Raw genomic sequence first — 12,921 nt, 5'->3', positions numbered from 1 at the left:
GGCGGTACTCATCATTCATCAGAACACAAATTTTCAATGTGCCTAAACACAGGAGAGCGATTTTTCTGAAAATCATTCATGGCGCTGATGCAGAGCAGTCATTCAACGATCTCAATCGCAGGGCAGCACGTGCGACATCAAGTCATGGCTAAGTGTCTCCATGATTCCGCACAATCTCATGGGTGTGGCGAAGGGGTTACTTACGCTTAGGTCGCCGGTCACAGCGGCAGCCTGTTGCGGCAGACAAGCAGCGACTGAATTTGTTCTTATTCATTTCCGCACAATCACCTCCACATAGGAGGGAAGTTCAGCCAGTTGCGCTTTGGAGAACTGTCCTGGTGCGACGATGAGCCGACTGAGGCTGTCGATTTTTCCAAGTGGCTGGAGGGATTTGATGGGGGTGAACCGTATGTCGATTTCGGTGAGTTTTAGGGAGGTCAGTTGTTCGGCCGAATTGATGGAGCTACCTCGAATGTCTAGTCTTCTAGGTTTCAGAGCATCGAGTAGGGACGGTAGGTTTTTGCTAGGCTTGAGACGAACCAGGCCATCTCCACTTAGGCGCAAGGAGCGGTTTATGCCAGTGTAGCTGAAGGTTCGCTCTTTCCAGTTCGGATTTAGCTGCTTCACGACCAAGTGAATGATTTCCTCTCGATCTTCGGTAGGTCGAGCATGGCTGAGGTCATAGCGGATCATTTTATCTGCCAAGGCGGCTCTGGGAATTTCGTGAATGGCAAATAGATCGCTAAGTAGTTCGATGAAATCCTCGGTGGCTAAGAAGTCTTTGCCGTCCATACGGCCTGCATATTTGTAGGCCAATGGTAGCAGATCAGGGGAGGAGCTTTTGCCTGCCTCGTGTATTGCCACAGCCTCATCAAAGCGCTGGGTCAGGAAGTTGAGCCAGAATTTTTCCACCCAGATGGGGTCTTGGTCGTCCGGTTCATTGGCGATGACGGCATCGAGCCTGGCGTGGAGAATGTTAGTCAGTCTCTTCAGGTCGATCTGATCGGAAAACTCAAGGTAGATGAGTTGGGTAGAATCTTTTTGGGCGACCGCAGCTTGTGATTTGAGGCGGGTTTCATTGATACGTTTTTTTTCTTCAAGGTCTGCGAGAGCGGTGATGGCGCGGTCTCTGGCGGTCCGGGCTTCGTTGCGACTTTTGTTCAGGCTGCTGAGGAAAATACTGAGAGCTGCGATGAACAGCAGGAGAAACGCGGCAGTGAGATTGCATACCGTGCGGTGGCGTTGGTAAAAAAGGATCAGCTCCCGGCGGATGGAGCTAGGCTCGACGGACATGGTGAAGCCGTCCAAATACCTGGTGATGTCATGTTGCATCTGCGCGACGGATGCGTAGCGATCTCGAGGGTCCTTGGCTTTGGCCTTGAGCACCACGGCGTGAAGGGGGGAGTCTTTTATTAGGTTGTGGTTTGCAGATTCAGGAGGTTCGGCCTCGATCAATTCCTCCATCAGGCAGCCGAGTGCATAGATGTCCATTTGCTCGGTTTTCGGAGTGCGGGCATCGAAGAGCTCGGGGGCCATGTAGGCGGGGGTGCCTTTGATTTTGCGTTGCAGTGAGCCGTAAAGGTCGGGGTCGAGCAGCGTTTCGGTCTCCTTGTTTTCTTCTCCCTTCATCACGATGCCCATGCCCCAGTCGCAGAGCTGGACTTCACCGAAGGATCCCACCTGGATGTTGTCGGGTTTGATATCGAGGTGGAGGACGCGCCTGGAGTGCGCGTAGGATAGGCTTTCGCAGATTCGCAGAATGATGCTGAGGCGCTGGGAAAGTGGCCAAGGTTCGGATGTTCTACCTTTTTTATGATCGTTGATGAGTTTTCGCAGGGAATGTCCTGTTTTGAACTCCATGGTGAAGAATGGTCGACCTTCTTCATCAACATCCATGCCGAAGAGCTTGATGATGCCGGGGTGCTCCAGCCTGGCAGTGATGTGAGCTTCCCTCAAAAAGGCATCGTAGTGGTCTTTGCCCAGCGTTTGGATGGGTCTGGCGATTGCCACATGGCGCGAAGTTCGTTTATCGAGGGCGCGGTAGATTTCCTTCATTCCACCGGTGGCGACCAATGTCTGTTCGGTGTAGCGTTTTTCCAGTCCGCGCAGGTTGTCGTAAAGTGGTGTCTGCGAGCCATCTTCGCCAGCTTCGGTGAGAGAGGGATCGCCTTCTTCATAAAGCTGATCGACGAAGGGCAAGATGCGATCACTCACGTTCTCCGTGGAGGATTGATTGGTAGAGTTAGCCTGATCTGTGACAGATGGTTTCATGGGCTAAATTCTTCCAGCTCGCTGCGGATCTGGGCGATCTCGTGTTGCATGCGTGTTTTGACTCTGTTTTTCAGCACGTAGACACTGTCCTTTTGCAGGTTCAACTTCTCGCTAATAGCCTCAGCTTCGTGACCTTCCAGCGACAGCTGAAGAACTTCGAATGCCTTTCCGGTGAAGACGGATTCGAGACGGGTCATCGCGAGTTTCACCACGTAGGCTTGCCATTCTTTTTCAATGTTGGCTTCCACGTCGGGGCTGTCGACGAGATAACCGCTCTGTGTGTCTTCGCTGAGTTGACTCTCTGAGTTTTCTTTTTGATGATCACGAATCCAATTCAGGGCCACGTTACGGATCAGGCGTGCCAGCCAGCTCCTGAACTTGGCTTTGCCGGGTTGCTTGCGGTAGGCGGGCAAGTTTTCCCATAGTCTGATGAAGGCCAGCTGCCGGACGTCATCGATTTCCGGCTCCCTGAAATTCATTTTTCGGAGCACCGCCGTGACGAAGGGATCATAGTAATTCAGAAATTCATCCCAAACAGGGTGATCCGTCCGTGACACGGCGTGGCGGATCATCGAGGGCCGCGTCGGGAGATTGTCATGGGATGATTTCATCAGCTGCGGGTGGACAGGCGCACGAAGTTACTATTTTTTATCCACGATTTTCTTTTTACCTGATACCAAGCTCAGAATCCACCCTGCGACCATACCGACCACAAAGGTGAGCAGCAGCATCAGGGCTAAGGGCATGCGTACGGTGGCCATGAGGATATTGACAGTTACCTCTTCAAAGTTTTGGAAAATAACGATGCCTAACAGCAGGACAACCACGCCCGCCGAGATATACTTCACCTTTTTCATGTCCATACTTGGAAGAATCAAGAATCTGGAGACCAGAGTCAAGAGGGGAGTTGGCGGTCTGGGGCTGACGGTTTTATCCCTTGGCAGGACAGGCTGCCGATGTGAGACTTCTGCCATGGAACATCACGTTTATTTCTGGCTTAAAGAGGAAAAGAAAAATGAAGCCGACCGCGCTGCCTTCGAGGCGGGTATGGGAGAGCTTTTGAAAATCGAAAACATCGCATCCGGTATGTGGGGCAAGTCGGCTGCGACACCTGAGCGCCCGGTGACCGTAAAAAGCTTCGATTACGCACTATCACTGAAATTCGATTCACTTGAAGAGCACAACATCTATCAGGATCATCCTGACCACGATGTGTTTGTGGACTCATTCAAGGACTTGTGGGATAAAGTCCAGGTCATGGATGTCGGGTAGTCTCATCCGTTTAGAGTTCAAAGATCGCAAGGTCTTTGAATTCGACATGCATCTCCTGCTTGGAGTGAAGCTGCAGTGCTATGTGGCCTTGCTTCAGGCATTTTTTGTCTCCTAGTAGTTCAGTGACCACCACGCCATTTAACGAGACGGTGATGTCATCACCTATCGCAGTGACAGTGATCTGTGTCCATTCGCCAGGATAGTAGACCTTGGCGATGAGTTTGGGGTCGGGTTCTTTGGTCCAAGCTCGGCCGGCGGTTTCGTAGAGTCCGCCAACTTGTTTGCTATTGTCCACTTCGGCTTGGAAGCCTTTGACTGCGACTTGGTTGTTGATTTTTTGCACACGAAAGTAGAGCCCGGAATCGCCCTTGGTGACTTTAAACTTAGCTCGCAGGATGAAATTTTTGTAGGTTTTGTCGGTGACTAACAAGCCATGGCGTTTTTCAGATTTGCCACTGGTTCCAGTGATGACGCCATCGACAACCTCCCACTTGCCACCCGGCAATGTGTGCCAGCCTGTGAGGTCGGTGCCATTGAACAAGGGGCTCCATTTCGCAGATTGTGCTGAGAGGGGTAGGCAGCTGACTAAGATGAGCAGAAAAACACGCATGAATTGTTAGGTGGGATCCTACTTCTTGTTTTTGTTAGCACGTTTACCATTACCTGCTGCCTTGGGGGTGAATTTGGCGTTCACCTTGGTGGGGATCGCGGCTTTGGTATCGGCTTGCCATTTTTTGAGTTCGGCTAACAGTTCGGCGGCCTTTTCCGGGTGTTTTTTTGATAGGTCTTGGCTCTCAGAGAGGTCTTCATCGACGTTGAAGAGTCGGATCGAGTTGTCTTCGAAGAGGTGCATCAGCTTCCATGGACCGCGCATGATCATGCTGGCGGGGACTCCGCGCCAGTAGAGGTTGTCGGTGCCTGCGATGGGATGGACTTTGCCCTCGCCGCTGCCGGAGAGATAAAGTGGATAGTGCCAGAAGATGGAACGGTCTGGGATGGATTTGCCCGCGAACAAGGGGGCGATGGATACTCCGTCGACCGGCTGCGCAGTGGGGAGTTTGGCCTTGGCCAGATCGGCGAAGGTGGGGAGGAAGTCGACGCTGGTGACCGGTGTGTCGCACTCGCTGCCGGCTTTGATCATTGCCGGCCAGGTCATGAAGGTTGGGACACGTACGCCGCCCTCGAAGAGAGAACCCTTGGCTCCTTTCAGCGGCTTATTGGTTGTCACGGGAGTTCCGCCATTGTCCGAGCTGAAGATGAATAGCGTCTTTTCCTCCAGACCCTGTTCCTTGAGTGTGGCTCTGACGCGAGCTACGCTGGTATCGACCGCTTGGATCATGGCTGCATAGGTGGGGTTCCACTTTCGGTCCCAGTCTTTGGATTCGAGTTTCTTTTTGTATTTCGCAACGATCTCAGGACGCGCTTTGGTGGGTCCGTGCACGTCCCAGTGAGAGAGGTAGAGGAAGAAGGGCTTATCGTTGTTGTCGCGGATGAATTTGCAGCTGGCATCGGTGAGCCACTCATGCACATCGATGTTACCGTAGAACTTCTTGCCAATTTTGTCCCCCTTGCCACTGGGGTCGCTGATGTCAAATCCCTGGGTGTCAGGGCCGACGTGCCATTTGCCGAAGCGGGCGGTTTTGTAGCCAACTGAATGAAGCACCTCAGCGATGGAAGTGACGGAGGGCTGGAGGGTGAGTTTGGAAACAAAGGCGTCTGGTCCGGTCGTGGTGACGTCCAGTTTCATGGAAGCCTTGTTGCCTTTTGACCTTCCGCCCGGTGTCCAGATTTGGGTGCGCGGCGTGTACATGCCGGAGATGAAACACGCACGTGTCGGAAGACAGTTAGGGCCTCCCGAGTACGCGCGGTTGAACTTCATTCCCGCTTGGCAAAGGCTGTCGAGGTTCGGTGTTTCGTAAAACTTGTTCCCATTGAACCCGACGTCCGCCCAGGCGAGATCGTCAGCGAGAATGAAGACAATGTTAGGTTTTTCGATATTTTTGTCCTGAGCTAGCAAGGTGCTGCTTACACCCAGTGTGAGGCAGGTGAGAATCGACAATCGAAATTTCATGGTTGGGCGTCTTGTTAGGTAGGAAACAGTGCTTAGCGTGCCGCGGCAGGGTAGGTTTCGATGAGTTGCTTGTTGAATTCCGGCACAGGCTTATCGTTTTCCTGCTTTTCGCCGGGAGTGGTGCGGCCTTCGGTAATGGCTTTGTTCACCAGCTTGATCATCTCGTTGACTCGCTCGGGTTGCTTTTCGGCGAGGTTGTTTTTTTCAGCCGGATCGGCTTCGAGGTCGAAGAGTTGCACCGGATGCAGTTTCTTGTCCTTGAGTGCTTTACTCGGATGAGGCGATGACCAACCGCCGGATCCTGGGCAGAGGCAGAGTTTCCATTTTCCTTGGCGGATGGCGAAAGAGCCGTTGATCGAGTGATGGATGGTGAATGGACGGGCAGCTTGTTCTTTTCCTGTTAGGGTAGGGAGGAAAGAAAATGAGTCCTCGGCCATGTTGTCGGCAAGGGGTTGTTCGATGATTGCGGCTGCGGTGGCGAAGAAGTCGGCGGAGGTGATGGTGCGAGCAGTTTCAGATCCGGCCTTGGCTTTGCCTGGCCAGCGGACGATGAATGGCACGCGGTGGCCACCTTCGTAAATGTCAGCTTTGTGACCGCGCAAGTCGCCATTGGGTTTGTGGCCTTGTTTGACCAAATTGGGAATTTTTGCGGCTGGAGAACAGCCGTTGTCGGTGGTGAAAATGACCACGGTGTTGTCGGCGATTTTGTTGTCGTCGAGCGCTTTGAGCACTTGGCCTACTACCCAGTCGGTTTCCATGAGGAAGTCACCGTATTGCCCGATCGGGGATTTCCCCTGCCATTCTTTCGATGGGACAATGGGGGTGTGGGGACTGGTCAGGGGGAGGTAGAGGAAGAAGGGTTGTTTGGTTTTTGCACGTTCGGTGATGTAGTTTACCGATTCGCGTGCGAAGTCCTTGAGGCAGTCGACAGCTTCAAAGTCAGCGGCACCGGCACCGGGGCGGCGGAAGGCTTTGACGTGAGTAGGGATGGTGACTGCTTTGTCGTTTTTGAGATAAACGTAGGGAGCCATGTCGAGTGATCCGGCGATGAAGAAGGATTGGTCGAAGCCGACCTCCGTCGGGCCGCCGTCGACTTTCTTGCTGTAGTCGATATCCCAGCCAGCACCTGGTTTTTTGTGTTTTCCCATGTGTTCCGGTTTGCGTTTTTCATCCAGATAGTGCCAACCGAGGCCCATGTGCCACTTGCCAACGAGGGCGGTGTGGTAGCCGTTGTCCTTGAGAAATGATGCCACGGTGGCGCGTCCTTTTTTGATCATTGGTCCGCGTTTGTCCGGAGACCACATGACGGCGCTTTTTAAGTATGAACGCCAGTTGTAACGGCCGGTGATGATTCCGTAGCGTGTGGGAGAACAGACGGAGGAGGTGGTGTGGGCATCGGTGAAGCGCATGCCTTCCTTGGCCATGCGGTCGATGGCGGGTGTGGCGGCTTTGCCGGTGGTGTGGGAGACGTCACCCACGCCCATGTCGTCGGCTAAAATGAAGATGATGTTTGGCTTTTCAGCGGCTTGAGATACCAGCGGAATAAGACAGGCGATTAAGGGGAGGATGGTGCGTTTCATGATAATGGAATGGAAATGATACGGTGGATGTGATCGCATCTTGCTTTAGGATTGGAAGTATACGTCAGCTGATCATACTTCATCAAATGAAATGCCAAGCCGCCATCGTATTCTGTGCCATCTTTCCTCTGGGGCTGAATGCCAGTCAGCCGGTTGAATTTATGAATGTGCAGGGTGAAGGGCAGGGCGGAAATACTCAGAAGTTTTATTATGGGCAGGCTGCGAAAGATGGGGTCATCGAGTTGAACGCAACGAATGGTTTCTTCGACCGCTGTTTTCAGGCAGGAGCTGCCAAGAAGGTGACTCCGGAGAATGCGAAACTCATTAAATCGAATTTCGATTACCTAGAGAAAGGTCGTGAGGAGTTAGGTTCCGCCCGCTGGCATCTCTGGATGCCTGAAGCCGGGGAGGTGAAACTGGAATTTGTGATGACTGTTCCAATTTCCGAACATGAAACGACATGGAATATTCGCATGGGGGAGCAGTTACAGGTTCTTAAGGCGAATACCAGTGATGGGAAACAGCCGCAGACTAAGACTCTAACATTTAATGTGAAGAAGCCTGGTAAACACAGCGTGGAGATCGATTGTCAATTGACGGCACCAGCCGCAGACACCCGGATTCATCGAATCATGCTCTCAGGTGACGCGATAAATAATGCCCACCTCCTGCGCGCCCGTTGGCGTCCTGCGGCAGCACATTGTCGCTACCAAGCACCTGCGGAATGTCCCTCGCCGAAGATGTGGGTCTTTGAAACTGTAGCCACGACTCCAGCGTCCAGTTACTCACCGATAACAACTCCGTTTGGCTACTATGGCACGTCGCTAAGCAGCGAGGGGAAAGTGGCAAAAGGCGCGGGGTTCAATTTTTCCATGTGGGCCGTGTCCATGGGAGCCGACAAAAAGGCACCACCGATCCAACAGATGCCGCGACTGATCGGCACTGGTTTACCAGACGCTAGCTACAGCAGTTTTGGTCACGAAGGAACCGGTGTGAAATTCCGCAATGCCGTGGCATATCCCAATGGTGCCGACCGAATCATTCAGGCGATGCGAGTGGAAACCCAAGATGGGATCACCACCTACTACGCGTATTTTTACAACGAAACATCCCAACGTTGGGTGCTTTATGGGTCGGGTCAGAAACCAGTGAAAAACCGCCGCAAAGGCGAGACCGACGAGTTGAGGTCGACAGGTTCATTCTGCGAAGTCCCGGGACCACCGAACGTCGAGCGCAGCGGTGATGTCAAACGCGTCATCAAACGACGCGGCTGGTTCTACGGCAGTGATAAAAAATGGTATCGCGCTGCACTCTCGACGCCGAGCCGTAAGGAGACTCAGGCAAGAAGCAGGGCGGATGAAGCCTTAAAGACCGGTGGCGATCCTCACCTTGATTCCGAGCAAAATTACTACGCAAACGATTATGTTAGCCAAGGGTGGATGGTGACGGCGACAGGAGGCATGGAGAATTTTCTTCCCTTGCAGCGTCGAGAAGAGCAACTCAAGAAATCAGTCGAACCGGCTCCTTTGCCAGAGTATCTGAATGCAGAAACATCGACACAACTCTTCGATCTTCCGGTGGTGTTCGGTGCAAGCAAGACCACTAAAATCACCGAGACTAGCGCGACCGTAGACTATCCAATCATCAAAACCGGTCCAGACTCGAAGGCGATACTCTACTACGGAGCCTTAGACTGCCTGAGCTTCACCGCCAATGAAGCCCAGCGCGGATCGAATGCGCAAAAAGAAATCTTCAGCAAAGACCGAACCTGGCAGAGCCATACCGCTGAGAGGTCTGTGAAAGAAGGCACCGAGAAATTCGTCCTCACGGATTTGAAATCTAACACTGCCTATTTTTATCGTCTGTTTGTCTCCCATGATGAAGGCAAGAGCTGGGATTACCAATCCGGCAGTTTCAAAACCCGGTGACTAATTCCGAGTTGCTGGTTGATAGCTGAGGACGTTCAGAGAGCAGAGTCAGCCATGCGCGCCATGGTGTCACCTATCGGCTCACCAATACGAAAACAGGCAAACCGGATTCTTTTCCGGACGAGCTCTAAGGTAGGACGAGTTTGTAACTTGTCGGCAGGCTTTGCTGCGCCCGTGGTACTTGGGATGATTGTTCCTAGGGTTGCCGACAACTTGAAAAGTTGTCCTACTTAGTTGTCCTCTTAATCCACTCCATCAGCTCTTTATCGAGAGCGCTGACCTTCTCCGGGTATTTGTCTGAGAGGTCGGTCTTTTCTCCGGGATCCTTGGCGAGGTTGTAGAGCTCGTATTTTTTACCGGCTTCGAAGTGGATCAGTTTCCAGCCGTTTTTACGGATCGCGTGGGATGGTTTGTGGCCCGATCCGTGGTTGTGTGGGTAGGTCCAGCAGAGGGCGCGTGATTTGAGGGTGTCGTCGGCCTCGCTCTTGAGCGCGGAGGCGAGTGAGTGGCCGTCGAGGTGCTGCTCGGGCATCAGCTTCTGACCGGTGAGTTCTAACAATGTGGGGTAAATATCCATCGAAATGTTAGGTGTGTCTGAGGTTCCGGGAGTGATAGTTCCTGGCCAAGAGATGATGGCAGGAATGCGGGTGCCTCCTTCGTAGTTCCAGCCTTTGCCTGAACGTAGTGGCAGGTTACAGGTGACGCCGGGCGATCCCTTGAGGTGGCAGTGGCCGCCGTTGTCTGAGGTGAACAGGATGATGGTGTTCTTGCTGAGGCCAAGTTTCTCGATGTGATCTAACACACGCCCTACGTTGGTATCGAGGTTTTCCAGCATCGCGGCATAGGTGGTGTGGTCTTGGCGTCCTCGCGAGACGGTGTTGTAGCGGTCTTTGATAGTGGGCGTTTTGCTGTCACCATAGAGTTTTTTACGTTTCGCCTCATACTTCTTCACCAGCTCCTTGGGGGCTTGGATAGGAGTGTGCACTGCGTAGTGGGCGAGATAGAGGAAGAAGGGTTTGTCTTTGTTCGCATCGATGAAACTCAGAGCCTGGCCAGTGAGCGCGTCGTTGAGGTAGTCGCCTTGTTTGCCCTCCTCCAGGTCTGGCACGTCCCAGTAACTGCCGCGCTTGTTTTTCCTGGCGTAGGGGTAGAAAAACGATGCCGGCTGGCCTGCGCGATTGGTGGCTTTCATCCAGGTGAAACCGTGGGCCGTGGGAAGCTGGTCGTCTTTCTCACCGAGGTGCCATTTTCCGGTGTATCCGGTTTGGTAGCCAGCCGCTAAGAAGGCCTCGCCAATGGTGGTTTCCTCTTTGGGTAAATGGATTTTGGATGGCTGGGGAATCCACTGGGTGATGCCGACGCGCTGAGGGGCTTTTCCTGTCATCACGGCCGCACGAGTGGGGGAACAAACCGGATGGGCTGAGTAAGCCTGGGTTAGACGCACACCGCCCTTGGCGAGCTTGTCGAGGTTCGGTGTCTCGTAAAATGTGGAGCCGTAGCAGCCAAGGTCCGACGCGCCGAGATCGTCGATGAAGAAGATGATGACGTTGGGCTTTTCTGCGGCGAAGGCAGAGCCAAGAAGTGAGAGGCCAGAGGCCAGAGTGAGTAGGGAGCGTTTCATGGTTTGGAGAACGTAGTATCTGTGGCGTTTCTATCAGAGCATATGATTTAGTTTGGTCCAAAACCTGAGTCTAGGCACGCGAACCGGAGGCGTCCTTATGAAGACGTGATTCTAACCAGAAGATACCGGCGCATGTGGATATACCCGTACTCGAATATGCACCGGGGATGATGTGACTTCCGGGTGCAGATTAGCGGCGGCGGAATGCAAGCATGCCAAGGCCCCCCATGAGCAATAACGCAGAGCTTGGCTCCGGAATGGCGGCAATATATTGAGCAGACACTTCAGCTTGGGTGAGCGCTCTATCCCAGATTGCGATTTCGTCGGCTGATCCTACCAGTTGGCGCGAACCTCCTCCAATCTCTTTGCCGAAACGTGCTGTCGAGATGGAGAACGAATCGAAAGATGCCGTTGTGCTGCTCAACACCTGAGTCCCATCGAGGTACCCGAGAATGACACCGTCACCAGCTCCAGTATTACGTTCCCAAGTGAATGCAAGGTGATGCCATTCTCCAGTGGAAATCGTTCCCGTACCTGCTCCGATTTGATTTCCATCGATGCTGATTCCGAGGCTTCCGTCATTTCTGGCGAAGGTTGCGATGGCGTCGTTAAAGCTACCACCAAAAATTGTGGCGCCTCCAGTTGCATTGCCAAAAATTCCGGTCTGAGTGCCTGATCCGGTCCCGTTGAGTCGGAGCCAATAGGAGACTGTGCCAGCATCGCTACCCCATGAAGTGCTGAGTGTAGTGAGTGTATCAGCTCCAGCTCCCCCGAAAGTGGCCCATTGATTACTGGAATCGAATCCGTTAAATCCGTTTGCTGGGGTTAAAGCCGGACCTGTCGTATTTGGGACTAACACGCCGTTTTGGGTCAGGTCTCCACCTCCCTCTTCATCGGTAAGATCGGAAAGGCGGTAGTGAGCGACTGGGTTTTGTCCGGAAACGCTGGCTGAATAAAGCGCTGCGTTTATCGAGGTCAGGCTAAAGCCCAAGGCCAGCGTTGTGATGATAAATCTTCTGTCCATAAGTCAAGAATTGACAATGAAGGGGTATTTAACAAGCACGGAATTGCACCGAGAATCGCAATCACAGCTATGGCTTTAGAAGCTCCTTCATGGCCTCGCCCAAGGCATTACCGACCTCCATGTAGGTTTCTGCATTGTGATTGTAGTGATATCCGGCTCCGGTGGGGGAAACAGATTTGTCGCGCCAGAATGGACGGGCATCGATGGTTTTGACGTTTCCTTTGAACTCCGGGTATTTGCCGGTTTCGCCGCTGACGGCGAGTTGTGCCTTGGCGACAGTGAGTCCATGGCCTTTGAGGTTTTTGCCATCGAACGCGATGGTGGCGCAGACGAATTTGGCGTCGGGTGCCTTGAAGTCCTTGCGTAGAGTTTTGATCAGGTGCACCAAGTTTTGTTCGTAGTGGCTGGCGTGGGCGGCGTTCTGGTCTTTGTGACCCTGCCACCAGACAAATCCGGCAATTTTATAATCAGTGGCTCCAGGGTAGTAGTCCCCGATGTTTTCTAGGACCTTTTTCGCATTAGCGATGTCATCGTCGTATTGCTTTCCGGCATACCATTTGATCGGCACGGGTTCGGTTCCTTTTTCCCATGAGAGTGGCGACTGTTTATAGCCTGCGTAGACCTTGCCATCATACTCGAACGACTTACTGCCCGGAGGGAGCAGGTCCCATCCCAGACTCCTATTGCCGATGCAGGATTTGATAATCAGAACAGGTTTTTCCAGAGCTTGTCCAACCACGTGGCCGAACTGCAACTCGGGGCCGATATTGCCTTTGACCGTGAGCCACTCGTTTCTCAGCGTCGACATCTTGTCGTTGCGATGCATGACCTGCACATATCTGACGTCTTTCCTTTCCGCCCACTTGCCTTGGTCATCGACGAGGTGTTTGTATTTGCCGGATTTTTTAACCAGGTTTTCCAACGTACCTGCTTTGTCCTCTGGTTTGACTTTGCCAAAACCTAACATGTTAGATTGACCTAGTAAGATGAAAACTTGAACTGGCTCAGCTGCGCATGCTTCGGGCGGGTTCAGACAAGTTAGGCTGAGAGATAAGCCGGTGATGGCAGTAAGTAATTTGCGTGGCTTCACAGTGTGCAGGTTTTTTGTTAGGGCTGAGGAGACACATGGGTTGTCGACAAGATGCAATCTTGTC

The 12,921-nt window shown here is 52.9% G+C and carries 11 protein-coding genes; 2 read left to right on the top strand and 9 right to left on the bottom strand.

Features of this window, described 5'->3' with window-relative positions:
* Positions 1 to 270: 270 nt before the first annotated feature.
* Genes ACSPJT_RS08290 through ACSPJT_RS08280 form a run of 3 tightly spaced genes read right to left on the bottom strand, consistent with a single transcriptional unit; the run spans position 271 to position 3,245 of the window.
* A complete protein-coding gene (locus ACSPJT_RS08290) occupies positions 271 to 2,271 on the bottom strand; it encodes a serine/threonine protein kinase (RefSeq protein WP_435895908.1) in 2,001 nt (666 codons plus the stop codon).
* Complete coding sequence (locus ACSPJT_RS08285; RefSeq protein WP_435895907.1) at positions 2,268 to 2,882, bottom strand: sigma-70 family RNA polymerase sigma factor; 615 nt, start codon at positions 2,880 to 2,882, stop codon at positions 2,268 to 2,270. Before ACSPJT_RS08285 ends, ACSPJT_RS08290 begins: the two co-directional genes overlap by 4 nt.
* Positions 2,883 to 2,912: 30 nt before the next feature.
* Entirely contained in the window at positions 2,913 to 3,245 is a 333-nt protein-coding gene (locus tag ACSPJT_RS08280; RefSeq protein WP_435895906.1) for a lipopolysaccharide assembly protein LapA domain-containing protein, read from the bottom strand.
* On the opposite strand from ACSPJT_RS08280, the gene ACSPJT_RS08275 reads away from it, so the two are divergent.
* Positions 3,244 to 3,543: a Dabb family protein gene (locus ACSPJT_RS08275; RefSeq protein ID WP_435895905.1), complete on the top strand. Its 300-nt coding sequence runs from the start codon at positions 3,244 to 3,246 to the stop codon at positions 3,541 to 3,543. The genes ACSPJT_RS08280 and ACSPJT_RS08275 overlap by 2 nt on opposite strands.
* Positions 3,544 to 3,553: 10 nt before the next feature.
* Here the strand turns inward: ACSPJT_RS08275 and ACSPJT_RS08270 are convergent, their stop codons facing one another.
* The 3 genes from ACSPJT_RS08270 to ACSPJT_RS08260 are packed head-to-tail and all read right to left on the bottom strand — an operon-like array spanning position 3,554 to position 7,194.
* Positions 3,554 to 4,153, bottom strand: a complete 600-nt coding sequence (locus tag ACSPJT_RS08270) for a 3-keto-disaccharide hydrolase (RefSeq protein WP_435895904.1) — start codon at positions 4,151 to 4,153, stop codon at positions 3,554 to 3,556.
* Positions 4,154 to 4,171: 18 nt separating this feature from the next.
* Positions 4,172 to 5,614: a sulfatase gene (locus ACSPJT_RS08265; protein WP_435895903.1), complete on the bottom strand. Its 1,443-nt coding sequence runs from the start codon at positions 5,612 to 5,614 to the stop codon at positions 4,172 to 4,174.
* A gap of 32 nt (positions 5,615 to 5,646) precedes the next feature.
* Complete coding sequence (locus tag ACSPJT_RS08260; RefSeq protein WP_435895902.1) at positions 5,647 to 7,194, bottom strand: sulfatase family protein; 1,548 nt, start codon at positions 7,192 to 7,194, stop codon at positions 5,647 to 5,649.
* A gap of 86 nt (positions 7,195 to 7,280) precedes the next feature.
* Between ACSPJT_RS08260 and ACSPJT_RS08255 the strand changes: the two genes are divergently transcribed.
* A complete protein-coding gene (locus ACSPJT_RS08255; RefSeq protein WP_435895901.1) occupies positions 7,281 to 9,122 on the top strand; it encodes a DUF3472 domain-containing protein in 1,842 nt (613 codons plus the stop codon).
* 226 nt (positions 9,123 to 9,348) lie between these two features.
* Here the strand turns inward: ACSPJT_RS08255 and ACSPJT_RS08250 are convergent, their stop codons facing one another.
* The 3 genes from ACSPJT_RS08250 to ACSPJT_RS08240 form a co-directional block, all read right to left on the bottom strand.
* Complete coding sequence (locus tag ACSPJT_RS08250) at positions 9,349 to 10,743, bottom strand: sulfatase (RefSeq protein ID WP_435895900.1); 1,395 nt, start codon at positions 10,741 to 10,743, stop codon at positions 9,349 to 9,351.
* 190 nt (positions 10,744 to 10,933) lie between these two features.
* Positions 10,934 to 11,767 (bottom strand): LamG domain-containing protein, encoded by an 834-nt coding sequence (locus ACSPJT_RS08245; protein WP_435895899.1) that lies wholly within the window; start codon positions 11,765 to 11,767, stop codon positions 10,934 to 10,936.
* Positions 11,768 to 11,834: 67 nt separating this feature from the next.
* Positions 11,835 to 12,857 carry a sialate O-acetylesterase gene (locus ACSPJT_RS08240; RefSeq protein ID WP_435895898.1) on the bottom strand — a complete coding sequence of 341 codons (1,023 nt, stop codon included), beginning with the start codon at positions 12,855 to 12,857 and terminating at the stop codon, positions 11,835 to 11,837.
* Positions 12,858 to 12,921 lie beyond the last annotated feature (64 nt).

Origin of the sequence: Oceaniferula spumae (genome assembly GCF_042849255.1) — a bacterium.
Lineage (GTDB): Bacteria > Verrucomicrobiota > Verrucomicrobiia > Verrucomicrobiales > Akkermansiaceae > Oceaniferula > Oceaniferula spumae.
This window is presented reverse-complemented; position numbering and strand designations above follow the sequence as displayed.